The organism is Stenotrophomonas sp. AGC87 (assembly GCF_057333975.1).
Map to the genome: position 1 here is coordinate 286,231 of NZ_JBHFHW010000004.1, position 24,617 is coordinate 310,847.

At 66.7% G+C, this 24,617-nt stretch carries 15 protein-coding genes and 1 pseudogene; 13 read left to right on the forward strand and 3 right to left on the reverse strand.

Features of this window, described 5'->3' with window-relative positions; all coding sequences use genetic code 11:
• Positions 1–31: 31 nt before the first annotated feature.
• Positions 32–379 (reverse strand): hypothetical protein, encoded by a 348-nt coding sequence (locus ACE026_RS02125; RefSeq protein ID WP_486037543.1) that lies wholly within the window; start codon positions 377–379, stop codon positions 32–34.
• A gap of 146 nt (positions 380–525) precedes the next feature.
• Between ACE026_RS02125 and ACE026_RS02130 the strand changes: the two genes are divergently transcribed.
• On the forward strand, positions 526–1,050 hold the full coding sequence (locus ACE026_RS02130) for a GNAT family N-acetyltransferase (protein ID WP_486037545.1): 525 nt from the start codon (positions 526–528) through the stop codon (positions 1,048–1,050).
• A gap of 24 nt (positions 1,051–1,074) precedes the next feature.
• On the opposite strand, the gene ACE026_RS02135 is transcribed toward ACE026_RS02130, so the two are convergent.
• Positions 1,075–2,163: a LacI family DNA-binding transcriptional regulator gene (locus ACE026_RS02135; protein WP_486037546.1), complete on the reverse strand. Its 1,089-nt coding sequence runs from the start codon at positions 2,161–2,163 to the stop codon at positions 1,075–1,077.
• A 297-nt stretch (positions 2,164–2,460) separates the two neighbouring features.
• On the opposite strand from ACE026_RS02135, the gene ACE026_RS02140 reads away from it, so the two are divergent.
• The 8 genes from ACE026_RS02140 to ACE026_RS02175 all read left to right on the forward strand — a co-directional run bounded on the left by ACE026_RS02140 (position 2,461) and on the right by ACE026_RS02175 (position 15,944).
• Entirely contained in the window at positions 2,461–5,598 is a 3,138-nt protein-coding gene (locus ACE026_RS02140; RefSeq protein WP_486037548.1) for a TonB-dependent receptor, read from the forward strand.
• 68 nt (positions 5,599–5,666) lie between these two features.
• Entirely contained in the window at positions 5,667–6,425 is a 759-nt protein-coding gene (locus tag ACE026_RS02145; RefSeq protein ID WP_486037550.1) for a SapC family protein, read from the forward strand.
• 21 nt (positions 6,426–6,446) lie between these two features.
• The gene (locus ACE026_RS02150; RefSeq protein WP_486037687.1) at positions 6,447–7,448 is read left to right on the forward strand and encodes a cupin-like domain-containing protein; all 1,002 of its coding nucleotides are present in this window, start codon (positions 6,447–6,449) and stop codon (positions 7,446–7,448) included.
• A gap of 13 nt (positions 7,449–7,461) precedes the next feature.
• Positions 7,462–8,991: a tryptophan halogenase family protein gene (locus ACE026_RS02155; RefSeq protein WP_486037551.1), complete on the forward strand. Its 1,530-nt coding sequence runs from the start codon at positions 7,462–7,464 to the stop codon at positions 8,989–8,991.
• A 64-nt stretch (positions 8,992–9,055) separates the two neighbouring features.
• Positions 9,056–10,549: a xylulokinase gene (gene xylB / locus ACE026_RS02160; RefSeq protein ID WP_486037553.1), complete on the forward strand. Its 1,494-nt coding sequence runs from the start codon at positions 9,056–9,058 to the stop codon at positions 10,547–10,549.
• 42 nt (positions 10,550–10,591) lie between these two features.
• Positions 10,592–11,926 carry a xylose isomerase gene (gene xylA, locus ACE026_RS02165; protein ID WP_486037555.1) on the forward strand — a complete coding sequence of 445 codons (1,335 nt, stop codon included), beginning with the start codon at positions 10,592–10,594 and terminating at the stop codon, positions 11,924–11,926.
• A gap of 47 nt (positions 11,927–11,973) precedes the next feature.
• The gene (locus ACE026_RS02170) at positions 11,974–13,383 is read left to right on the forward strand and encodes a sugar porter family MFS transporter (RefSeq protein ID WP_486037557.1); all 1,410 of its coding nucleotides are present in this window, start codon (positions 11,974–11,976) and stop codon (positions 13,381–13,383) included.
• On the forward strand, positions 13,380–15,944 hold the full coding sequence (locus tag ACE026_RS02175; RefSeq protein ID WP_486037559.1) for a glycoside hydrolase family 3 protein: 2,565 nt from the start codon (positions 13,380–13,382) through the stop codon (positions 15,942–15,944). The genes ACE026_RS02170 and ACE026_RS02175 overlap by 4 nt, the downstream gene beginning before the upstream one ends.
• A 17-nt stretch (positions 15,945–15,961) precedes the next feature.
• Here ACE026_RS02175 and ACE026_RS02180 read toward each other — a convergent pair whose 3' ends face one another.
• Positions 15,962–17,017: a LacI family DNA-binding transcriptional regulator gene (locus ACE026_RS02180; protein ID WP_486037561.1), complete on the reverse strand. Its 1,056-nt coding sequence runs from the start codon at positions 17,015–17,017 to the stop codon at positions 15,962–15,964.
• A gap of 75 nt (positions 17,018–17,092) precedes the next feature.
• Between ACE026_RS02180 and ACE026_RS02185 the strand changes: the two genes are divergently transcribed.
• The 4 genes and pseudogenes from ACE026_RS02185 to ACE026_RS02200 all read left to right on the forward strand — a co-directional run.
• Complete coding sequence (locus ACE026_RS02185; RefSeq protein ID WP_486037689.1) at positions 17,093–19,243, forward strand: alpha-glucuronidase family glycosyl hydrolase; 2,151 nt, start codon at positions 17,093–17,095, stop codon at positions 19,241–19,243.
• Positions 19,240–21,270: a sialate O-acetylesterase gene (locus ACE026_RS02190; RefSeq protein WP_486037563.1), complete on the forward strand. Its 2,031-nt coding sequence runs from the start codon at positions 19,240–19,242 to the stop codon at positions 21,268–21,270. The genes ACE026_RS02185 and ACE026_RS02190 overlap by 4 nt, the downstream gene beginning before the upstream one ends.
• Positions 21,270–22,958 carry a glycoside hydrolase family 43 protein gene (locus tag ACE026_RS02195; protein ID WP_486037565.1) on the forward strand — a complete coding sequence of 563 codons (1,689 nt, stop codon included), beginning with the start codon at positions 21,270–21,272 and terminating at the stop codon, positions 22,956–22,958. The genes ACE026_RS02190 and ACE026_RS02195 overlap by 1 nt, the downstream gene beginning before the upstream one ends.
• A gap of 71 nt (positions 22,959–23,029) precedes the next feature.
• A pseudogene (locus ACE026_RS02200) lies at positions 23,030–24,617 on the forward strand (glycoside hydrolase family 3 N-terminal domain-containing protein); the annotation flags it as partial.

A 24,617-nucleotide genomic window follows, 5' to 3' on the forward strand; every position in this document is an offset into this window, starting at 1 on the left:
CGCCGATCGCACGCACAATTGAGCAGCCGCATCATGGGCCTTGCTGATCGGTATCAGGAGAGCTGGCCGTCTCGCGGTCCAGCGTCAGCGGCCTCGCCATGTCTTTGATCCAGCCCCACAGAATAAAGAAGACGGCGTAGGCGCTGAGGGCGCTGAGCAACATCGGCCAAATCGCTTCTTTCATCAGCTCCCCTGGGTCGCATTGGAGCGGGCCGCTGTTGCCCTTGCCCATCCGCACGCAGCCGTGTTCGGGATAGGCCATCGCATAGGCGCCCCAAGCGAAGAACGCGGCGAGCAGTGCGAACAACAGCATCACGCCGACGTCGGCATCACGATTGCCCAACCGCTCCCAGCGTTGCGCCAGCCGCAGCTTCAACATGCTTCAACATCCTTGTCCATACAGGCGTTCATGAAAACGGTGCACAGTATCGCGCAAACACCACGTCGGTAGACTTGGTGTCTGCGGCCGATGACCGCAAACTACTGCTGGTCGTGGCGTAGCGCCACCAGGCAGGAGTGACATGCGTGACTGATCCAGGAAAGGAAGCGCTGACCATCCGTCGCGCCAGCGTGACCGATGCGCCCGCTGTGCTGCGGTTGTTCGACGAGGTGATTGCCTGGTTCGCGGCCATCGGCAACCCACAGCAGTGGGGTAGCGAAGCGTGGTCATCGATTCCACGTCGTATCACCCAGGTGGCTGACGCCTGCGCGCTGCCCGGTGCCTGGGTGGCTGAAACAGGGCAGGGCGAGGTGCGCGCATTCCTGGCGCTGGGCGAGGCCATGCCTTACGTGCCCGCGGCGACCGAGCCAGAGGTCTATGTCCGTGTGCTGGTTGCTTCGCGCGATCCGCGCGTGCGTGGTATCGGCCGCCGGCTGATGGCGTTCGCCGACGAGCAGGCACGTGCCGCGGGTGTCGCTTACCTGCGCGTGGATTGCTATGGCGGAGGCAGTGGCGACCTGGTGTGTTTCTACGAATCGTGCGGTTACGAAAGGCTGTCGACCTTCAACATAGACGGATGGCCGGGCCAGGTTCTGGACCGTCGCCTGTAAGGTGGCTGCCTCCGCGGCAGACGGCTAAACGTCCGGCAAAGGCCGCGATACGGACGCTCGCGTGACCAACTGGTGCGCAAGCACGTGGTTGACGATGCCGCGCGCGGAAGCAGCGGGGCGTCGCATCTCGCGTAACAGGATGTCGATGGCAGTGTCCGCCATATCCGCCACCGGTTGACGGATCGTGGTCAGTTCCGGCCACACCATCGTCGACGCCGAGGTGTCATCGAAGCCCACCACCGACAGATCACGCGGCACATCGAGTCCGCGACGATGTGCGACGGAAACCACGGCAGACGCCATGTCGTCGTTGCTGGCGAAGATTGCACTGGGCGGCGTTTGAAGGGTCAGCAACCGCTCGGCCGCCTCCAGTCCGGAGCGGTAGGTGAAGCAGCCGGGCTGGACGAGTGCAGCGTCGTACGCGATGCCCGCGCCAGCCAGCGCATCCCGGTAGCCCTGCCAGCGGTGCGCGCTGGCGGTCTGATTCGGATCGCCCTTGATATAGCCGATGCGGGTATGTCCCTGGCTGATCAGGTGCGACACCATGTCGTGGCTTGCCTGGCGGTCGTCAATGCGCACACAGGACACCCTGTCGCTGAAATGACTGGACGCGATGGAGATGACGGGAATGCCGCCGAGCAGGAATTCGTCGACGATGTCCTTCGACTCACACAGGGGTGGGGGAAGGATCACGCCGGCCACGCTGCTGCACAGTTGCCGTGCCGCCTCGCGACGCGCCTGCGCGCCAAGCTCATCCCAGGTCGCGATCATCAGCTGCGCCGCGGCCCGGGTCGACCCCCGCAGGGCCCCGACCAGCAGTTCGCGAAGGTAGCTGGAGCTGGGGTTGGTATAGATCAGTGCGATGCAGGTGTGCTGCGCCGCGGCCAGTGCGCTCGCCGCAAGGTTGGGGCGGTAGTCCAGTGCGAGCACGCTGCGCATGACACGCTCGCGGTTGCCGTCACGCACCCCCGCATGGCCATTGATGACGCGCGACACCGTCATGGCGGACACGCCGGCGTGCGCTGCGACGTCGTCGATGGTGATGGCGCTGGCTTTCCGACGCACGGCTTTCTGGCTGTTTTTCAGGACACGCGCTCCTTTGCTGCGCTGCATGATGACAAGCGCGACCCCGGATGATTAGTCTGCGGCCGTGACGTGATGGTAGCGCTACCACTTGGCCGGGGTAAGGGCCAACGGGTACCCCCCCTTACCACGCGGCTGTTCTGGCAAGCCTGAAAGCGAGTGTGAGTCGCAGCAAGCGCACAGCGCGCTGCGATGTTCGGTGTGGAAGACGGGCATCGCCCGTACGTGCCCCCAGGAGGGGCGGTACATCCATTCGATCGTTATGTCAGAGGGGAGAGTCATGAGCGCTTCTACGTTCCGTCGTACCCAAGGCCGGGGGGCTCGTTCATGAGCCGCACGCTGGCGAAGTTCACCTCCAGGGCCATGTTTACATTTGTCGGTGGCGTCCTGGTCGTCAATCCCGCGTTTGCACAGGACGCGCCAACGCCTGCCCCTGCGCCCGTCGCCCAGGCGCAGGCCCAGCCCAGCCCGACACAGCTGGACACCGTGCAGGTCACCGGCATCCGCAACAGCCTCAGCCAGGCGATGGACATCAAACGCGACTCGGCCGGCGTGGTGGATGCCATCAGTGCCGAGGATATCGGCAAGTTCCCGGATACCAACCTGGCCGAATCGCTGCAACGCATCACCGGCATCTCCATCGAGCGTCGCGATGGTGAGGGCGCGCAGGTCACGGCACGCGGCTTTGGCCCCCAGTTCAACATGGTCACGCTCAACGGACGGCAGATGCCGGGCGCGGATGCGTTCGGCGCCTCTGGGCAGGTCGCCATCGGCGGTGTCGACGGGGGTACGCGCGCCTTCAACTTCGCCCAGTTGGCCGCTGAAGCCGTCAATGGCATCGAGGTCTACAAAACCAGCCAGGCCAATGTCCCCAGTGGCGGTATCGGCGCCACCATCAACATCCTGACCGGACGCCCGTTCGATCATGACGGCACCGTCGCCAGCGCCGGTGCCAAGGTCGTCTCCGACCAGAGCCAGCCGTTCGACAACGACCTGACGCCTGAACTGTCCGGCATTTTCAGCTACAGCAACCCGGAAAAAACCTTCGGCGTCGGCGTGAGTGCGAGCTACCAGAAGCGCAAGGGTGGCTCGGTGCAGGCCACCAACAACTACTGGAACATCCAGCCGTGGACCGGCACGATGCCCGGCAACCCGACCGTGGTCAATGCCCCGGCGGTGGGCGCGTTGTACGGTCGCCCGAACGACCTTCGCTATGCGTTCTCCGAGTTCGAGCGTGAGCGCATCAATGGCCAGGCGGTGCTGCAGTTCGCGCCGACCGACGCGGTGACCCTGACCCTGGACTACACCTATTCGACGAACGAGATCACCGAGAATCGTGGCGAACAGGGCATGTGGTTGCAGAACAGCAACTACACCGATGTCACGTTCGACACCAGCGGTGCGGTGGCGACGCCGGTCTATATCCGTGAGATCGCGGGCACCAAGGATTTCGGGCTTGAGCAGCAGCGCAGCATGCAGAAATACAAGCTGGGGTCGCTCGGCTTCAATGCCCTGTGGAACGTCACCGACCGCTTCAAGCTGACCTTCGACGCGCACAATTCAAAGAACGAAAGCCGGCCGAACGATCCGCTCACCGGGGGCGGTTCCATCTTCAGCAGCATCGCCGGCACCAACAACTGCACCACCGGGCCGCATTGCGGTGGGTCGTGGGTGCAGGAAATGAACTTCAACAACGGCTTGCCGGTGGGCACCCAGGTCTGGTACCCGAGCACGGCCGATGCCCTCGCCAAGACCAACGGCGTGGTCAACCCAGGCTTCGTGCCGGGCGAGATCGGCTCGCAGGTGCTGCGCATCAATTCGCAGACCCAGGTCAGCGAGATCAAGCAGGGTCGCATCGACGGTGAGTGGAGCTTCGACAAGGGTCGCTTCCAGTTTGGCGTGGACTCGAGCAAGCAGACCACCCACCGCATCCAGGCCGCGGAGAATTACAGCACGCTGGGCGACTGGGGCGTGGCCAATGTTGACGGGGATGTGGCCAACGGGCTGATGGACCTGCTGCAGCCGGTCAACATCGTCGGGTTGTTCAATGACTTCAATGCCAACAGCTTCACCGCCTGGCGCGGCGATGCGGGCCGCCTGGCGCAATGGGCGGCGGACAACTATGGCGCCAGTCTCGGCGTGAGCCCGCAGCGCGCCGCCGATAACCTGGTGGAAGAGAAGACCAGATCGGCCTATTTCCAGGTCGAGCTGGACGGCGAGCTGGGCGGCCTGCGCACCAATACCCGCCTGGGCGTACGCTATGAAACCACCGATGTGGTGTCCACATCGGTCATCGCCATCCCGGAGGCCATCGAGTGGCAGTCCAACAACGACTTCCGTGTGGTGTTGTCCGATGAGCAACAGCCGTTCACCGAGAAGAACAGTTACAGCTACATCCTGCCCAACCTCGATTTCAGCATCGACCTCATGGACAACCTGAAGGGGCGTGTCTCGTTCGGCAAGAGCATCGCGCGCGCGCCGATCGGCAACCTCTATGCAGGCCCGACCGCACAGCAACCGTTTGGCTCGGTGCTGATCGATCCGTCTTCGCGGGCCAGCGGCACCGCCCAGAACCCGCAGCTGAAGCCGCTGGAGTCCGACAACCTCGATCTGGCACTGGAGTGGTACTTCGCCGATGCGAGCTACGTGTCGTTGACGTACTGGAACAAGTCCGTCAACAACTTCATCGGCAACACCATCGTGCAGGAGAATCTGTATGGGCTGAGGGACCCCACTGCCGGCCCGGATGCCCAGGCCGCCTTGGCGTTCCTCAACAGCGGCGCCTGTATCACCCAGGTCGGTGCGGCCAATGCGGCGGCCTGCTCGGCCAACGATACGGCCCTGTTCACCGCGCTGGCCCTGTTGCGCAACAACCCGGCCGGGCTGGGCGCCTACAACGGTACCGACGCGCAGGTCCTGGCCACCGAAGCGGCCTACGACCTGTACGGGGAGGGTGATGACCCGCTCTATGCGTTCAACGTCAACCGGCCCATCAACCAGAACCAGGCCAAACTGCACGGTTGGGAGCTGGGTGGCCAGTACTTCTTCGGCGATACCGGCTTTGGCATCCTCGCCAACTACACCCTCGTGAACGGCGATGTCGGCTACAACAACGGGGGCGACCCGGCCATCGATCAGTTCGCGTTGACCGGCCTCAGTGACACCGCAAACGCCGTGCTAATGTACGAAAAATACGGTTGGTCGGTCCGATTGGCGTGGAACTGGCGTGACCAGTATTTGATTCTGGCCAACCAGGGAGCCAGCCGGAATCCTTACTACGTGGAAGCGTACGAACAGTGGGATCTGAGCGTGAACTACACGCTGGATGATCACTGGTCGTTCGGCCTGGAGGCGATCAATCTGACCGGTGAGGATGTCCGTTGGCGCTCGCGCACCTCGCAGATGATCGTGAAGCTGGCTGACCAGAGCCCGCGTTACATGCTCGGCGTTCGTTACAGGTTCTGACGTGTGGGGGTGGCGCCGCCCTGGCAGCGGCACCCGTTCTAGGGTCCTGATGGGGTGGGAAGAACACCATGCCGCGTTACGAAATGCTCAACAACATCGCCCACCGCGATCTGCGCGTGGCCACCGACTTCGGGCCCGAGTTCGGCGATGCGGTCGGCATGGTGCCGGCCTACCCGAGCGAGTTCGCCGAACTGCAGCGGGAATACCCCATTTTCCTTCGCAAGGACGCTGCCACGGGCGAGTGGCAGTCCGTGGTCCTGCTCGGGTTCGAGCAGCACGAGAATCTGTTCCTGCAGGACGGCCGATGGAATGCGTCCTACCTGCCCGGGGCGGCCGCCAAGGGGCCGTTCCTGATCGGATTCCAGGAGAACCGGATCGATGGCACGCTCACCCAGGAAGCGGTGCTGCACGTGGATCTGGATCACCCGCGCGTGAATGCACTGCAGGGCAAGCCGGTATTTCTGCCTCAGGGGGGCAATACGCCTTATCTGGATCACATGGCAGGCGTGCTGCGTGGTATCCATGAAGGACACGCCTTTGGCGCGGCGATGTTTGCCGTGCTGGATGCGAAAGGACTCATTCAACCGATCACGCTCGACGTGCAGATCGCCCAGGAGCACCGGGTGGGTGTCAACGGCCTGCACGCCATCGACCGTGACCTGCTTGCCCAGCTGGACGGTCCCGCACTGGCCGAACTCAATCGCGCCGGCTACCTGGAAGGTGCCTACCTCATGCTGGCGTCGCTGCATAACATGCGACGCCTGATCGCAGAGAAACAGAAACGTCTGCGGCTGCAGGATGCCGCCACTGCGGCGGGCAGGACCTGACCGGTGCTGGACGGCACTGCCATGCGGACACTGGAAGGCCTGGAGCCTGGCGCGCTTCCGCTGGAGGCGCTGGTGGCCGCAGGCGAACCGGTGGTGCTGCGCGGCATCGCGCGCGACTGGGCGCTGGTGCAGGCCGGGCTGCGCTCAACGCAGGCGGCGCTGGGCTATCTGCGCGGCTTCGAGGCAAGCGTGCCGGTCCCGTACTCCTTCGGCGGGCCTGAGATCGAGGGGCGCCCGTTCTATAACGAGGACTTCACCCGGTTGAACGTCGAGGTCCGGCGTGGGCTGTTGACGCAGGTGCTGGCCGAGATTGAAGCCACCCTCGATGCACCGCGGCCGCCCACCTACTATGTCGCGTCCTTGCTGATCGATCGGGCACTGCCCGGGTTCACGCAGCACAACGATGCCGGCCTGGCCGGGCAGGGCATCGACGCTTCGGCGAGCATCTGGATCGGCAACCGCGTGACCGCCTCCTGCCATTTCGACACGCCCGACAACCTGGCGTGCTGCGCCGTGGGCCGGCGCCGGTTCACGCTGTTTCCGCCAGAGCAGATCGACAATCTGTATCCGGGGCCGCTGGAACCCACCCCGGGCGGGCAGGTGGTGAGCGTGGTGGATTTCGACGAGCCGGACTTCGCGCGCCACCCACGGTTCCGCGATGCATTGGCAAGCGCACAGACCGCCGAGCTGGAACCGGGCGATGCGATCTTCATTCCCAGCCTGTGGTGGCACCACGTGCGCAGCCTCGCGCCTTTCAATGTGCTGGTGAACTACTGGTGGCGCAGTTCACCGGCCTTCTTGTCCTCGCCGCTGCCGGCACTCCACCACGCGATGTGGGCCGTGCGCGATCTGCCTGCGCGCGAGAAGCAGGCCTGGGCAACGATCTTCGAGTACTACGTATTCGGTCCGGGTGAGCGTGCAGGACAGCACCTGCCCGACGCCGCCCGGGGCGACCTGGCACCGTTCGACGAGACGCAGGCGCGCCGCATGCGCGCCCAGTTGCTGTCTCGACTCAACCGCTGATGGGAGTACCGCATTGAACGTGGCGAACACAACCCAAGGGCGCATCCGCAAGGTCGTCATCGCCGGTGGCGGCACTGCAGGCTGGCTGGCCGGCTGTGCGCTGGCGCATCAGTTCCGCGACCAGCTGGACATCACCCTGGTGGAGTCCGAGCAGATCGGTACGGTGGGTGTCGGCGAGTCGACCGTGCCGCCCATCCGCACGTTCCACCGTTTCCTGCAGATCGATGAGCAGGAGTTCCTGCAGGCCGTCGCCGGCACGTTCAAACTCTCCATCTCGTTCGAGAACTGGCGTCGGCCCGGCGATCGTTTCATCCATCCGTTCGGCACGATCGGGCAGGGCACCTGGGCCACGCCGTTCCACCACTTCTGGCTGGACAGCCTGCGCCGCGGCATGCCGTCAGACCTGGGCGATTTCTGCCTGGAAAGCGTGGCCTCGCGGGAAGATAGGTTCTCGCTGCAGACCCAGCCCCAGGTCAATTACGCCTATCACTTCGACGCCGGGCTCTACGCGAAATTCCTGCGCCGCAAAGCCGAAGGCCACGGGCTGCGCCGGGTGGAAGGCAAGATCCGCGAGGTCCGGCAACATGCCCACGACGGCGCCGTAGCCTCCCTGGTGCTGGAAGACGGGCAGGTCATCGAGGGCGATCTGTTCATCGACTGCACCGGGTTCCGCGGCCTGTTGACCGAGCAGACCCTGCAAACCGGCTATGAGGACTGGAACGAATGGTTGCCCAGTGACCGCGCCGTCGCGGTGCAGACCGAGTCGGTCAGCCCGGCGGTGCCGTACACCCGGGCCATCGCGCACGAAGCCGGGTGGCGATGGCATATCGCACTTCAGCACCGGGTCGGGTGCGGGCTGGTGTTCTCCAGCCGACACATGTCCGATGACGAGGCGCAGGCCAAGCTGCTGCGTGACGTTGACGGGCCGCCGCTGCGCGATCCCTGGCTGGTGCCGTTCCGCAGCGGGCGCCGGTTGAAGGCCTGGAACAGGAACGTGGTCGCGCTGGGACTTGCCAGTGGTTTCATCGAGCCGCTGGAGTCAACCAGCATCCACCTGACCATCAGCGCGGTGGTGCGCCTGATCCAGCTGTTTCCGTCCGACGGCATCAGTCCGGCGCTGGTGGACCTGTACAACGAGGTCAGCCGGCAGGAGATGGAGCACGTGCGCGACTTCATCATCCTGCACTACCACGCCAACCAGCGCGACGAGCCGATGTGGAAGGCCTGTCGTGAGATGGAACTGCCGGAATCGCTTGCGGTCCGGCTGCGCGCCTGGCGCGAACGTGCGCATGCATGGCAGGACCCCGGCGAGCTCTTCCGGGTGGACTCCTGGACAAGCGTGCTGATGGGGCAGGGTATCCAGCCGGGCCCCCCGCATCCGCTCGCCGCCGCCATCAGCGACGCGGACCTGCGCACGCTGTTGATGCGGATCCGCCAGCCAGTGGAGCAGGCGGTCGCGACGATGCCGTCGCAGGCAGCGTTCATCGAACGCTACTGCCGGGCGGCGCAGGACGTCTGGCCACGGGCCTCAGCCCTGGCATGACAGGGCTGCACACTGTTGCACAGAAATGGTAGCGCTACCTCCATACACCCACGGGATGAGATAGATGGATCTGGTTGCAGGAATCGATGCAGGTACACAGAGTCTGAAAGTCGTGGTGTACGACCCTGCCGGGCGGCAACTCATTGCCAGCGCGAGCTCACCTCTGGAGCTGGCGTCCGCCGCCGATGGCAGCCGTGAGCAGCAGCCGGCCGCGTGGGTCGCGGCCCTTCAGGCCTGCTTTCGTGCGATCGATTCCAAGGTTCGTTCCCGCATCTCCGCGCTGGCGGTCTCGGGGCAACAGCACGGTTTCGTACCGGTCGACGCTGCGGGGGAGGTCCTCGCGCCGGCCAAGCTGTGGTGCGACACCAGCACCTCGGCCGAGTGCGTGCAGATCATGGACGCACTCGGCGGACCAGCGGGCACCATCGCGCTGGCCGGCAACCCCATCCTGACCGGTTACACCGCGTCCAAACTGCCCTGGACGAAGACGCACCGGCCCGACGCCTACGCCCGGCTCGCCACGATCCTGCTGCCGCACGATTACCTCAACTTCGTGCTGACCGGCCAGCGCTTCTGCGAGTATGGCGATGCGTCGGGCACGGGCTGGCTGGACGTGCGCACCCGGACCTGGTCAGCCGCGCTGCTGCGCGCGACCGATCCGGAGCGCGACCTGGCCCTCTGCGTGCCGCGCATCGCCGCGCCCGACGAGCTGTTCGACATCGATCCGGCCACGGCGGGCGTGTTGGGGCTTCCCAGGACGGTGAAGGTTGCGGTTGGCGGGGGCGACAACATGATGGCGGCCATCGGTACCGGCTGCGTCGTGCCCGGCCGCCTGGCGATGAGCCTCGGCACCTCGGGCACGTTGTTCGCCTATTCGGACACGCCCGTGGTCGATCCGGATGGCGCCTGGGCCGCGTTCTGCTCGTCCACCGGTGGCTGGCTGCCGTTGATCTGCACGATGAACTGCACCGTGGTGACCGAACAGGTCGCCGACGCCTTCGGCTTCAGCACCCGCTATGGCGATGGGCACCTGCGGGCGACCTCGCCCGGTGCCGACGGCCTGGTGATGCTGCCGTTCCTCAATGGCGAACGCACGCCGGACCTGCCGCTGGGCAAGGGCGTCCTGGCCGGTCTGGACACGACGAACATGACCCCGGCGCACCTCTACCGCGCGGCCATGGAAGGCGCCACTTACAGCCTGAAGTATGGATACGACGCCTTCGTCCGCGCGGGCATGCGGTTCGACCGCATCGTGCTGACCGGTGGCGGCAGCAACAGCGCGCAGTGGCGGCAGATGGTGGCCGACGTCTTCGGCCTGCCGGTGGACGTGCCGACCCAGTCCGAGGGGGCGGCGTTCGGTGCGGCATTGCAGGCCCTGTGGGCGCTGGGTCACGCGCGCGGTGACGCCGCCTCCATCGCCGACATCGCGGGCCGGCACGTTGCGGTCGATCCGCTGCAGTCCGCTCACCCGGATCCGATGCGTACGCACGCCTATGCCACGGCCTATGCACGTTTCCTGCGACATCTCGACGCTCTCACGCCGCTGTATCGCGGCTGATCCCTCTACGCACCACCTCGCACAACGACAGGAAGACGCACCATGAGCAATCAACCCTTCATCGGCGCCAAGGAATACTTCCCGGGCATCGGCCGCATCCCCTTCGAAGGCCGGGGCTCGGACAATCCGCTCGCGTTCAAGGTCTATGACGCGGACAAGGTGATCGGCGGCAAGACGATGCAGGAGCATCTGCGTTTCGCGGCCTGCTACTGGCACACGTTCTGCAACGCCGGGCATGATCCGTTCGGCCCGGGCACCCGCAATTTCCCGTGGGAAACCGGCTCGCCGATGGCGACCGCCGAGGCGAAGGTGGACGCGGCGTTCGAATTCTTCACCAAGCTTGGCGTGCCGTACTGGTGCTTCCACGATATCGACCTGGCACCGGATGCGGACGATGTCGGCCAGTACGAGAAGAACCTGAAGCACATGGTGGGCCTGGCCAAGGCGCGGCAGGATGCGACCGGGATGAAACTGCTGTGGGGCACGGCCAACCTGTTCTCGCACCCGCGCTACATGAATGGTGCGTCCACCAATCCGGATTTCGCCGTGGTGGCGCGCGCCGCCGTGCAGGTGAAGGCGGCCCTGGAAGCGACGGTTGAACTGGGTGGCGAACACTATGTGTTCTGGGGTGGCCGCGAAGGCTATGCCTCGCTGGCGAACACGCAGATGAAGCGCGAGGTCGATCACTTCGCGCGGTTCCTCACGATGGCGCGCGACTATGGCCGCAGCATCGGCCTGAAGGGCAACTTCCTGATCGAACCCAAGCCGATGGAGCCGATGAAGCACCAGTACGACTTCGACAGCGCGACCGTGGCGGGCTTCCTGAAAGAGCATGGCCTGCACAAGGACTTCAAGCTCAACATCGAGGCGAACCACGCCACGCTCTCCGGCCACACCTTCGAGCACGACCTGCAGGTCGCCTCGGACCACGGCCTGCTGGGCAGCATCGACGCCAACCGCGGCAACGCGCAGAACGGCTGGGATACGGATCAGTTCCCGACCGACCTCTACGACACCGTGGGCGCGATGCTGGTCGTACTGCGGCAGGGTGGGTTGGAGGGCGGTCTGAACTTCGACGCCAAGTTGCGTCGTGAATCCACCGACATGGAAGACCTGTTCATCGCCCACATCGGCGGCATGGACGCGTTCGCGCGCGGGCTGGAAGTGGCCCACGCGCTGCTGAACGACTCGCCGCTGGAACAGTGGCGCAAGGCCCGCTACGCCAGCTTCGACAGTGGTGCCGGCAAGGAGTTCGCGCGCGGTTCGCTCAGCCTCACGGACCTGGCCGCACTGGGTGCCAAGGGCGGTGAGCCCAGCCAGACCAGCGGCAAGCAGGAACGCTACGAGAACCTGCTCAACCAGTACCTGCTGCGCTGAGTGCGATAGCTCGCAGCGATGACACCGAACCGGGGAGGGGCAGGGCAATGAACCAGGCAGTGAGCGGTGGGGAGAATACCCGGCTGATCGTACTGATCAGCGTGGTGGCGACGATTGGCGGATTCCTGTTCGGGTTCGACAGCGGCGTGATCAACGGCACCCAGGACGGGCTGCACCAGACGTTCAGGTCCGGCGAGTGGATGCAGGGGTTCGAGATCGCCTCGATGCTGTTGGGGTGCGCCATCGGTGCCTTCAGTGCCGGCCGGCTGTCCGACCGCCTGGGGCGACGCAACGTGCTGATCATCTCGGCGGTGTTGTTCCTGCTGTCGGCGATCGGGGCGGGTGCGGCGGCGTCCTCGACCCTGTTCATCATCGCGCGGGTGATGGGGGGCTTTGCGGTGGGTGCGGCCAGCGTGATCTCGCCGGCGTACATCGCCGAAGTTGCGCCGGCGCGTTACCGTGGCCGCCTCGCGACGGTCCAGCAGATCGCCATCATCAGCGGCCTCACCGTCGCGTTCCTCTCCAACTATCTGTTGGCGGCCACCGCCGGTGCCTCGACCGAGGCGCTGTGGGGCGGGTATGCGGCGTGGCGCTGGATGTTCTGGATGCAGGCGGTGCCCTCGCTGCTGTTCCTGGCACTGTTGTTGACCATTCCGGAGAGCCCACGCTACCTCGTGGTGAAGCGCCGCAAGGACGAGGCGCTGCACGTGCTGACGCGGCTGTTCGGCGGTGCGGAGGCACAGGCCAAGCTGGCCGAGATCGACGCCTCGCTGTCGACCGACCACCATCGCCCGCGGCTGTCGGACCTGCGCAGCAAGGTCACCGGGAGGATGCGGCCGATTGTCTGGGTCGGCATCGGCCTGGCCATCTTCCAGCAACTGGTCGGCATCAACGTGGTGTTCTACTACGGCGCCGTGCTCTGGCAAGCGGTCGGTTTTTCCGAGAACGACGCACTGCTGATCAACGTGCTGTCCGGTGCGCTCAGCATTGGCGCCTGCGTCGTCACCGTGCTGCTGATCGACCGCATCGGGCGCAAGCCGCTGCTATGGATCGGCTCAGCCGGCATGGCGGTATCGTTGGCGCTCCTGGTGGTCGCCTTCGCGAGTGGCTCGCTGGTCGATGGGCGCCTGCAGCTGCCCGGGAGCATGGGCACGCTGGCGCTGGTGGCGGCCAATGCCTACGTGGTGTTCTTCAATGTTTCCTGGGGCCCGGTGATGTGGGTGATGCTGGGCGAGATGTTCCCCAACCAGATCCGCGGCTCGGCACTGGCCGTGGCGGGGGCGGCGCAATGGACCGCGAACTTCGCCGTCACGGTGACGTTCCCCATTCTGTTGGCCGCCATCGGGCTCGCGGCGACCTACAGCCTCTACCTGGCGTCGGCCGTCATCTCAGTTTTCTTTGTGCTCAGGTATGTGCACGAAACCAAGGGCAAGGAACTGGAGCAGATGGAAGGATGAACACGATGACGAATCGATGCCTTGCCCACGCCCGCCGTGGCGTGCTGCTGGCCGCGCTGATGGGGGTGTTGGCTGCCTGCGGGAACGATGACAAGGCCGCTGCACCTGCGGCGGCCGATCCGGATCCGTGGCCGCAGGTGGCCTGGCCGCTGCCCCAGGATGCCGCGCTGGAGAAGCGGATCACCGAGCTGATGGACACCATGACAGTGGAGGAAAAGGTGGGTCAGCTGGTGCAGGGCGACATCGCCAGCATCACGCCGGAGGACCTGCGCACCTACCGGCTCGGCTCGATCCTCGCGGGCGGCAACTCCGATCCCGGCGGCCGCTACGATGCCTCGCCGGCCGAATGGCTGGCGTTGGCCGATGCGTTCTATGCGGCCTCAATGGACACCTCGCAGGGCGGCAAGGCGATCCCGGTGCTGTTCGGCATCGACGCCGTCCACGGGCAGAGCAACATCACCGGCGCGACCCTGTTCCCGCACAACATCGGCCTGGGCGCGACCCGCAACCCGGAACTGCTGCGCCGTATCGGTGAGATCACCGCGCTGGAAACCCGTGCGACCGGGATGGAGTGGGCGTTCGCGCCGACCGTGGCGGTACCGCAGGACGACCGCTGGGGGCGTACGTACGAGGGGTACGCCGAGTCGCCCGAGGTGGTGGCCAGCTTTGCCGGCGCGATGGTCGAAGGCCTGCAGGGCAAGGTGGGCTCGCCGGGCTTCCTTGACGGTCGTCATGTCATCGCGTCGGTCAAGCACTTCCTCGGTGACGGCGGCACCACCGATGGCAAGGACCAGGGCGATACCCGGATCAGCGAGGCCGAGTTGGTGCGCATCCACGCGGCCGGCTATCCGCCCGCCATCGCGGCGGGCGCGCAGACGGTGATGGCCTCCTTCAACAGCGTCAACGGCGAGAAGATGCACGGCAACAAGCCGTACCTGACCGATGCGCTGAAGGGCCGCATGAACTTCGGTGGTTTTGTGGTGGGCGACTGGAACGGCCACGGGCAGGTCAAGGGCTGCACCACCACCGATTGCCCGGCCACCATCAACGCCGGCCTGGACATGGCCATGGCGTCGGACAGTTGGAAGGGGTTCTACGAAACCACACTGGCGGCGGTCAAGGCCGGCACCATCACCCAGGCGCGCCTGGATGACGCCGTGCGCCGGATCCTGCGGGTCAAGATGCGGCTGGGCTTGTTCGAAGCGGGCAAACCATCGTCGCGCGTGGTCGGCGGCCAGTTCGCGCTGATCGGTGCCCCGGCGCATCGTGAGGTTGCACGCCAGGCGGTGCGCGAATCTCTGGTGCTGCTGAAGAACCAGGGCGGCGTGCTGCCGCTGTCGCCGAAGCAACGCATCCTGGTCGCCGGTGACGGCGCCAACGATGTCGGCAAGCAGTCCGGTGGCTGGACGCTGAACTGGCAGGGCACCGGCACCACCCGCAAAGACTTCCCGAACGCGAACACGATCTTCGAGGGCATTGCGCAGCAGGCCAAGGCCGCTGGCGGCGAAGCGCAGTTGGCGGTGGACGGCGTTTACACCACGAAACCGGATGTGGCCGTGGTGGTGTTCGGCGAGAACCCCTATGCGGAGTTCCAGGGCGATCTGCCGACCCTGGCCTACAAGCCGGGGGACGACGCGGATCTCGCGTTGATCAAGCGGCTCAAGGCCGACGGCATCCCCGTGATCGCGGTGTTCCTCAGCGGACGCCCGCTCTGGGTGAATCGTGAGATCAATGCCGCCGATGCCTTCGTGGCGGCCTGGCTGCCTGGTTCGGAAGGGGCCGGCATTGCCGATGTGCTGCTGCGCAGGCCGGATGGCAGCGTGCAGCACGAGTTCAAAGGCAAGCTGAGCTTCAGCTGGCCGCGCACCGCGACGCAGTACGCCAACAATGTCGGGCAGAAGGACTACAACCCCCTGTTCGCCTTCGGCTTCGGCCTGACCTATGCCGACAACGGCGATCTGGCCGCGCTGCCGGAAGCCTCGGGCGTGACCGGCAACGAAGGGGCCGCCGGGGTGTTCTTCGCGCGCGGGGATGCCGGCTCCGGCATGGCCCTGCGGCTGGAGGGCAGCACCGGGCAGGGGGTGACCGTCACCCAGGTGCCGGAATCCCTCGAGGGCGACCTGCTGAACGTCACCGGTGTGGATCACCTGGCGCAGGAAGATGGCCGCCGTCTGGCGTGGTCGGGCAAGGGTGAGGCGATCGTCGCGCTGCAGTCGCACACGCCGCTGGACCTGCAGCGCGAGAGCAACGGCGACCTGATGCTGTTGACGACGATGCGCGTCGACGCCGCACCCCAGGGCGAGGCGTGGTTGTCCGTGGGCTGCGGCACGGGCTGTTCGGCACGCGTCGCGCTCGGACCGGCGCTGGCAAAGCTGCCCGTGGGCCAATGGACCCGCGTCGGCGTGCCCTTGAAGTGTCTGGCGGCGGCAGGCGCGGAGGTCGGCAAGCTGGATCGCCCCTGGTCGATCGGGACGGCAGGCGCGATGACGCTCTCGGTGTCACGCGTTGCCCTGGGCGCCTTGAATGAAGCGGAGGCCACCATCGCATGCCCCGGCGCGTGACGATGCGGCGTGCGCCCTCAGCGCTTGGGAGGGCGCGCGACCGAGTCGCGCACCACCAGCCGGTGGGGCATGACGTGATCGGTCAACACGCGCGTGTCGTCGCCCTTGCGGCGGATGGTGCGCAACAGGATATCGATGGCGGCGTCGGCCATCGCGGCGATGGGTTGATGGAGGGTGGTGAGCTCGGGCCAGACGGTCGTTGCCGCCGAGGTGTCATCGAAGCCCACGACCGACAGATCGCGGGGCACCTCGAGGCCGCGTCGGTGTGCAACAGAGATGGCCGCCGCGGCCATGTCGTCGTTGCTGGCGAAGATGGCCGTGGGCGGCCGACGCTGGGACAGCAGCTTCTCGGTCGCGGCAAGCCCGGAACGGTAGGTGTAATCCCCCTGTTCGACGAGGCCGGGTTCGACCTGCAGCCCTGCCTCCTGCAGGGCGGTGACAAACCCATCGTAGCGACGCGCGCTCGCACTGAGGTCGCTGCGGCCGCAGATGAAGCCGATACGGCTGTGACCGTGCTGGATGAGGTGCTCGGCCATCTGCTTGCCCGCGTGGAAATCGTCGATGCGCACGCAGGAAATATCGTTGCTGAAGTGGCCAGATGCGATCGCGACCACCGGGATGCCTGCCTTGACCAGCTCGGTCACGGCCGCCTGCGACTCGCACAGCGGCGGCGGCAGGATGACGCCATCCACACGTCCGGCCAAGGCGCGTGCAGCGTTGCGCTCGGCCTCGGGGTCGAAGTTGTCCCAGTAATGGATGACCAGCTGGATGGCCGCGTTGGACGCGACACGCAGCAGGCCGACCAGCAGCTCCCGCAGGTAGGCGCCACTGGGATTGGTGTAGATCAGCGCGATCCGCGTGTGCTGCGCCGCGGCCAGCGAACTCGCGGCCAGGTTGGGCGTGTAGCCCAGTTCGCGCACCGCGCGCATCACCCGTTCGCGCGTGACATCGCGCACCTTGCCTTGGTTGATCGCGCGCGACACGGTCATCGGCGATACCCCGGCCAGTGCAGCCACCTCGTCGATCGTCACGCCACTGGTTTTGCGGCGGACCGATTTCTTCGGCTTGTCCAATGCGTGTTGCCTTTCTTCTTTGTGACGCTGCCGCGAGGCGGGCACATCCCCAGCTTACAAGGTTTGCTGGCGACGCTGCTGCTGCGCCGGAATGTCGAGCGGTGTCACTGGATACTGGGTGTCGCCGTGGCACTTTTCGCCTGCGCGGGCAGCGTGCGCGCAGAGGACGGCTACGCCCTCTGGCTGCGCTACGCACCGCTGGAACCGACGCTCGCGACGGACTACCGGACACGGCTGGGCGGGGTCGTGGCCCCCGATCACACCCCGACGCAACGTGCCGCGCGCGAGGAACTTGTGCGTGGCCTCACCGGCCTGCTGGGCCTCGCGCCGCGGATGCAGATGGCGCCCAGCGCGGACCCCACCGTGGTGCTGGGCACCCCGGATTCGTCGGCCGTGATCGCGCCCCTCCGCAAGGAGATTGACTCACTTGGCGACGATGGCTACCTGCTCAGGCGTGCGCACATCGGCGGGCGCGAGGTGCTGCTGGTGGCCGCACGCCAGGATATCGGGGTCCTGTATGGCGTGTTCCATCTGCTGCGACTGCTGCAGACCGGCGCGTCACTCGATGCCCTTGAGGTTCGCGAATCACCCCGGCTCCGGCTACGCGTGCTCGACCATTGGGACAACCTGGACGGCTATGTCGAACGCGGCTATGCGGGTCGCTCGCTGTGGGATTGGCAGACCCTGCCGGAGTGGCGGGACCCGCGTTATACGGACTATGCGCGTGCCAACGCCTCGCTCGGCATCAACGGCACCGTGCTGAACAATGTAAACGCGAGCGCGCAGAGCCTTGCGCCGGCATATCTCATCAAAGCGGCCGCGCTCGCGGACATGTTCCGGCCGTACGGCATCCGCGTGTACCTGAGCGCGCGCTTCAGCGCCCCCATCGAGCTGGGCGGGCTGAAAACCGCCGATCCGCTCGACCCGGACGTGCAACGTTGGTGGCGCGACAAGGCTGACGAGATCTACGCGCACATTCCGGATTTCGGCGGCTTCCTGGTCAAGGCCAATTCGGAAGGACAGCCCGGACCTCAGGACTATGGCCGTTCGCATGCGGACGGGGCCAATCTGCTGGCGGACGCGCTGGCACCGCATGGCGGCATGGTGATGTGGCGCGCCTTCGTCTACGCGCATGAGGTTCCCGAGGACCGCGCCACGCAGTCCTACACCGAATTCGCCGGCCTGGACGGTGACTTCCGCCCGAACGTGATCGTGCAGGTGAAGAACGGGCCCATCGACTTCCAGCCGTGGGAGCCGTTCCATCCCCTGTTCGGGGCCATGCCACGCACGCCGCTGATGATGGAGGTCCAGATCACCAAGGAGTATCTCGGCTTCGCCACGCATCTGGTGTACCTGGGGCCGCTGTACGAGGAGGTGCTGCAGTCCGATACCCACGCACGCGGCGCGGGCGCCACGGTCGCGCAGTTTCTGACCGGGATCGCCGGCGTGGCCAACATCGGCAGCGATCGCACCTGGAGTGGGTCGCACTTCGACCAGGCCAACTGGTACGCCTTCGGCCGTCTCGCCTGGAATCCGGCCCAGCCCGCCCGCGACATCGCGGCGGACTGGGCAGCGATGACGTTCGCGCCGGATCCCGAGGTGGTCGTGCCCATCGTCGACATGATGATGGTCTCGCGCGAGGCCGCGGTGAACTACATGACGCCGCTGGGCCTGCACCACCTGATGGCGCGCGGGCACCATTACGGGCCCGGCCCTTGGGTGGACGGTGGTCCGCGCGCGGACTGGACCGCCGTGTACTACCACCGCGCCGACCGCGATGGCATCGGCTTTGATCGCACCGCGCGCGGCAGCAACGCGGTGGCCCAGTACGCCCCCGAGGTGGCCGCCGTGTACGGCGACCTGGCGCGGGTGCCGGAGCCGCTGCTGTTGTGGTTCCACCATGTCCCGTGGGATCACCGCATGGCGTCAGGACGACCGTTGTGGGACGAACTGGTGGGGCGTTACTCCCTGGGTATACGTCAGGTAGAGGGCATGCAGGCCACCTGGGCGGGCCTGCAGGGCAGGGTGGATGCGCAGCGGCATGCGCAGGTCGCCGCCTTCCTCGGCATCCAGCGGCGCGAAGCGCAGTGGTGGCGCGATGCCAGTGTCGCGTACTTCCAATCGATCAGCGGCAGGCCCTTGCCTGCGGGCGAAACCGCGCCGCCACACGCGCTGGGCTGGTACCAGCGCCTGCAGTTTCCGTCCGCGCCGGGAGATGGGCGATGAGTCGGACACGGGTGATCGTCTGGATGCTGGCGACCGCCGTGGCATGCGCTGGCATGCCGGCCGTGTCACAGGAACCGGCAACACCGCTGCTGCATCCACTTTTCCAGGATCACGCCGTGCTGCAGCGCGACCAACCGATTCCGGTCTGGGGCCATGCTCCGCCCCGCACTCCGGTTTCCGTGGCTTTCGCACGACAAACCGTCACCACGCGCGCGGATGCCGGCGGCCAGTGGCGTGCAACGCTGCAGCCCATCCCCGCAGGCGGCCCTCACGACATGACCGTCCGCGCCGGGCCGGCCACCCAGAACGTGCATGACGTGCAGATGGGCGATGTCTGGTTGTGTTCCGGGCAGTCGAACATGGAACTGCCGGTGTGGCGCGCGCTCAACGCAGACAGTGAGATCGCCTCCGCCACGCACCCGACGATCCGCCTGTTCACCGTGCCCAAGGCGGCAGCCGTTACGCCGCAGAGCACGTTCCCGGCGCCGGCGGCCTGGAAGCCGGCGTCGCCAGCCGCGGTGCGCGACTTTTCCGCCGCCTGCTACTACTTTGCGCGTGAACTGCAGAAGACCATCGACGTCCCGATGGGGCTGATCCAGGCGGCGTGGGGCGGCTCGCGGATCGAGGCGTGGACCAGCGCCGACGCGCTGCGTACGCAGGGGGGCATGGACCCCGCGCTTGACCTGTTCGCGCTCTACGCGAGCAACCCTGCGGCGGCAACCGCAGGCTGGGGCGAGGTATGGCAGCAGTGGTGGTCGAAGCGCGAAGGAGCCCGGCAAGGCGACACCCCCTGGCAGCCGGGCGCAGACAGCACGGCATGGCACACGTCACCGGCCGCGCTGGGGGCATGGGAGCGTTGGGGCGTGCCGGCGCTTGCCGCATACAACGGCATGGTCTGGTACCGCACCCAGGTCACGCTGACCGCCGCGCAGGCGGCGCAGGGTGCACGGCTTGCGCTGGGCGCCATCGATGAGACGGACATGACCTGGGTCAACGGCGTGGCGGTGGGCAGCCAGTACGGTGCAGCGGAGGAGCGGCGTTACACACTTCCGGCCGGTCTCTTGAACGCCGGTGAGAACACGGTGGTGATCAACGTGCTGGATACCTACGGCGAGGGTGGGCTGTCGGGACCGGCCGCCGCCCACGCGGTGGAGCTGGACGACGGCACGCGTATCGTCCTGGACGCACCGTGGCACTACCGGGTGGCGCCCGGTGCACAGGCACCGCCGCTGGCGCCCTGGCATGCCGCCACGGGTCTGTCGACGTTGTACAACGGCATGATCGCGCCGCTCGGCGGCTATGGCCTGCGTGGGATGCTCTGGTACCAAGGCGAGTCGAACACGGGTGACGGTGCCGCTTATGCCAACCGGCTGCGCAGCCTGCGCGATGACTGGCGCAGCCGGTTCGGTGCGCGGCTGCCGTTGCTGGTGGTGCAGTTGGCCGGTTATGGGCAGCCGCCCCAAGCGCCCGTGGACAGTGGCTGGGCGCAGGTGCGCGAGGCGCAACGTCGCGTCGCGGCGGAAGACCCGCATACCGGGCTCGCGGTCGCCATCGACATCGGCGATGCGTACGACATCCACCCACCCAACAAACAGGAGCTGGGCCGGCGCCTGGCCCGGGTGGCGCGTCAGGTGGTCTACGGCGAGCGGGCGCTGGCACCTGCCGGCCCGACGGTTCGCACCGTGTCGCGCGGGCAGGGCGAAGCAAGGATTGCGTTCGACAATGTCACCGGCACCCTGGTCACGACCGGTGCGAACGGCCCCATAGGATTCGAGCTCTGTGACGCCGATGCACGGCACTGCCGCTATGCCGAGGCGGTGCTGGAGGGGCGCGAGGTGGTGCTGTCGTGCCGGGATTGCCTGGATTGCGTGGATTGCGTGGAGCCGGCCAGCGGCCGGCACTACAGTAGCGCCCCCTTGCGTGTGCGCTACTGCTGGGCCGACGGCCCGATCTGCACGCTGCGCGACAGCAGTGGTGCGCCGGCCGGCCCCTTCGAGATTTCCTTCACCGCCGCAGAGGTCCCCTGATGCGTCTGCTGATTGCCACGCTGCTCCTGCTGCTGCCTGCTGCGCCATCGCTCGGCGCCACGCCGGCGCCGCCGGTGTTCTTCGACTGGTTTGAATACGCCGGTCACGACGCGGCTTTTGAAGCGCCGCTGCCCGCCGGTCATTACCGTAATCCGATCCTGGCCGGCTTCCATGCGGATCCGAGCATCGTCCGCGCCAACGACCGCTTCTATCTGGTCAATTCCAGCTTCACCTACTTCCCGGGTATTCCGGTATTGGAGAGCATCGATCTGGTGCACTGGAAACAGATCGGCAACGTGATCGACCGCCCCACGCAGCTGGACTTCGATGGACTGAGCGTATCGCGCGGCATCTTCGCGCCGGCGATCGAGTACCACGACGGCATGTTCTATGTGGTCACCACGGCGGTCGACAGTGGCGGCAACTTCATCGCGACCGCGCGCGACCCTGCCGGCCCCTGGTCCGACCCGCACTGGCTGCCCAGCGTGGAGGGCATCGACCCGTCGCTGTTCTTCGACGAAGACGGCACCGTCTACCTGGTGAACAACGATGTGCCGCCCGGTCCGCAGCGCTACGAGGGTCACCGCGCGATCTGGATGCAGCAGATCGATCTGGCCGCGTTCACACCGGTCGGGCCGCGCAAGGTACTGATCGACGGTGGTGTGGAGCCGGCGAAGAATCCGATCTGGATCGAGGGGCCGCACGTCTACAAGCACGACGGCTGGTACTACCTCTCCGACGCGGAGGGCGGTACCGGGCCGCAGCATTCCCAGGTGGTCCTGCGCAGCCGCGAGGTCTGGGGGCCGTACCTTCCGTATGCGGGCAATCCGATTCTTACCCAGCGCGACCTGCCGGACGACCGGCCGCTGCCGATCACCAACGCCGGCCATGCCGATCTGGTGGAAGGTCCTGACGGCGCCTGGTGGGCGGTGTTCCTGGCCAGTCGCAATTACCAGACGCGCCACTACAACACGGGGCGGGAGACGTATCTGCTGCCCGTACAGTGGCGGGATGGCTGGCCGGTGATCCTGCCGGCCGAGCAGGCCATCCCGTACGTGGTCAAGGCGCCATCGTGGATGCAGGGCGATGCCTCACAGGCGCCTTCAACCGGCAACTTCCTCGATCGCGACGGCTTCGATGCACCGACGCTGGGCGCGGGATGGTTGCAGGTCCGCGTCCCCAAACAGGCGTGGGCAGACCTGGGCCTGCGTCCGGGTAGCTTGGCCGTGCATCCGTTGCCGGAGAACCTGGACACGCTGCGCAACCCCGCCTTCCTTGGCCGCCGTCAGCAGCATCTGCGCTTCGAGGCCAGCGCCGACATGACGCGGCCGGCGACGGGTGTGGCGGCGGGCCTTGCTGCGTTCCAGAGCGAGAGTTACTGGTACTTCCTGGGCGTGCGCAGCCTCGGCGGGGATCGCGTGGCGGTCTTCCTGGAAGGGCGCGATGGCAGCGGAGTGACCCGCACCCTGGCCACGCGCACCGCGACGGCGTCCCCGTCACTGCGCCTGAAGATCGCCGGTGACGAGGGCAGCTATGCGTTCGCATTCGACACGGGTGATGGGAAGGGCTGGCAAACGCTCGCCGACGACGTGGACGGAACGGTGTTGAGTACGGATCGCGCAGGCGGCTTTGTCGGCGCGCTGCTGGGACCATTCGCGCGCGACGAGCGCGCCTTGAGGAGCAAATGATGACGCGTGCGCCTTACCTCTGCAGTGGCCGTCGTGGCCCGATCTTCCGCACCCTGGTGCTGTGCGCTGCCATGGCAGCGGCGACCGTCGGTCATGCGGCGGAAACCCAGCCCTGGCTGGACACCTCGGCCAGCTTTGAAACCCGCGCCGCCGCGCTGGTGGGGCAGATGACCCTGGAGGAAAAGGCCGCCCAGATGCAGAACGCCGCGCCGGCCATCGAGCGCCTGGGCGTTCCGGCCTACGACTGGTGGAACGAAGGCCTGCACGGTGTGGCGCGGGCAGGGCAGGCGACCGTCTTCCCGCAGGCGATCGGGCTGGCCGCCACCTTCGATGTGCCGTTGATGGCGCAGGTCGCGACCACCATCAGCGATGAGGCGCGCGCCAAGCACCACCAGTTCGTGCGCGAGGGGTCGCATGGCCGCTACCAAGGCCTGACCTACTGGTCGCCGAACATCAACATCTTCCGCGATCCGCGGTGGGGCCGGGGCCAGGAAACCTACGGTGAGGACCCGTACCTGACCGCGCGCATGGGCGTTGCCTTCGTGCACGGCCTGCAGGGCGACGACCCGGTGTACCGCAAGCTCGACGCCACGGCGAAACATCTGGCCGTGCACAGTGGTCCCGAGGCCGACCGCCACCACTTCGACGCACGGCCCAGCAAGCGCGACCTGTACGACACCTACCTCCCGGCCTTCGAGGCACTGGTGAAGGAAGGCCAGGTCGACGCGGTGATGGGCGCCTACAACCGGGTGTACGGCGAGTCCGCCAGCGCCAGCACGTTTCTGCTGCGCGACGTGCTCCGCCGGGACTGGGGCTTCAAGGGCTACGTGGTGTCCGACTGCTGGGCCATCGTCGATATCTGGAAGCATCACAAAATCGTGCCCAGCCGCGAGGCCGCGGCGGCACTGGCGGTCAAGAACGGCACCGAGCTGGAGTGCGGCCAGGAATACGCCACGCTGCCGGCCGCCGTACGCCAAGGCCTGATCAGCGAAGCCGAGATCGACGATGCGGTGACGCGCCTGTTCACCGCGCGGATGCGGCTGGGCATGTTCGATCCGCCCGAGCGGGTGCGCTGGGCTCAGATTCCGGCCTCGGTGAACCAGGCCCCGGCGCACGATGCGCTGGCCCTGAAGGCCGCACAGGCATCGCTGGTGCTGCTGAAGAACGATGGCGTGCTGCCGCTGCCACGCAACCTCAAGCGCATCGCCGTGGTCGGGCCGACCGCCGATGACACGATGGCATTGCTCGGCAACTACTTCGGCACACCGGCGGCACCGGTGACGATCCTGCAGGGCATCCGCGACGCGGCGAAGGGCATCGAGGTGCGCTATGCGCGTGGCGTGGACCTGGTCGAAGGGCGCGACGATCCCAGCGCGACGCCGCTGATCGAGGCGGCGTATCTGCGCCCGTCGGCCGACTCCCCGGAACGTGGCCTGCGCGGTGAGTACTTCCGTACGCCCGATCTGTCAGGGACGCCGGCGCTGGTGCGCACCGATGCCCAGATCGGGTTCCGCTGGGACCGCGGCTCGCCGACCGACAACCTGCTGGCCCGCGGTGAAGCCGCACCGGGGCAGGGCATCCCCAACGATGGCTTCAGCATCCGCTGGCGGGGCCAGCTGCTGCCGCCGGTCTCGGGCCGCTACCGGATCGGGGGGGGGG